This is a genomic window from Mycolicibacter sinensis (assembly GCF_001673565.1).
Lineage (GTDB): Bacteria > Actinomycetota > Actinomycetes > Mycobacteriales > Mycobacteriaceae > Mycobacterium > Mycobacterium sinense_C.
This window is the reverse complement of the sequence record NZ_LZMF01000084.1, coordinates 1-584: the sequence shown is the minus strand read 5'-3', so window position 1 is coordinate 584 and position 584 is coordinate 1. Positions and strand designations below refer to the sequence as shown.

The 584-nt window shown below is 66.8% G+C and carries 2 pseudogenes; one reads left to right on the top strand and one right to left on the bottom strand.

From position 1 onward, the window contains the following. Window positions 1-188 (bottom strand): annotated as a pseudogene (locus tag A5648_RS13440) (PE-PPE domain-containing protein); the annotation flags it as partial. Between the two features lie 193 nt (window positions 189-381). Here A5648_RS13440 and A5648_RS13435 point away from each other — a divergent pair. Then, window positions 382-584: pseudogene (locus tag A5648_RS13435) on the top strand (PE-PPE domain-containing protein); the annotation flags it as partial.

The window sequence follows — 584 nt, the reverse complement described above, 5'->3', positions numbered from 1 at the left end:
AACAGGTCGGCCGCGGTCTGGGCGAAGGTCGGCGACGGAGTGGACAAGATCGTCGGGCCGACGAAGAACGCGGTGTCGGCCAGCAGGGCCACCTGCGCGAGCGTCGTCTGGACGACCGGAGTTCCGGCGACGCCGGCAGCGATGACGCCCGCGACCGCGACCGGAGCGAAAACTTTGGTTACGTTCATTGCGACACACCTTGAACTTATGTAAGAGCTCGCAGACAGGACGGGTGACGCGCTGATAGTGGCATTCTCGCGCGACGAGAGTCAATGGACGCGCGGGCTGTGCCTGGCCAGCCCGCTCCAGGACCCTGGGCGGCGTTGACTTCCGCCAAGCGGCCCTGCCATGATCGCCCTCAGGCAATCTTTAGCTTCTGCGGTGAAGGGACGTCCCGTGATGCTCACCAAGGCCTTCGCGCCGATCGCGATTGCCGGCACCGTGGCAGGCGGTGTGCTTGCCGCCGCGCCGGTCCACGCCACCTACGCCGCCGTCAACCTGCTCGCTGACACCGCGTTCTTCGTCGGCCCGACGATCTTGTCCACTCCGTCGCCGACCTTCGCCCAGACCGCGGCCGACCTGTT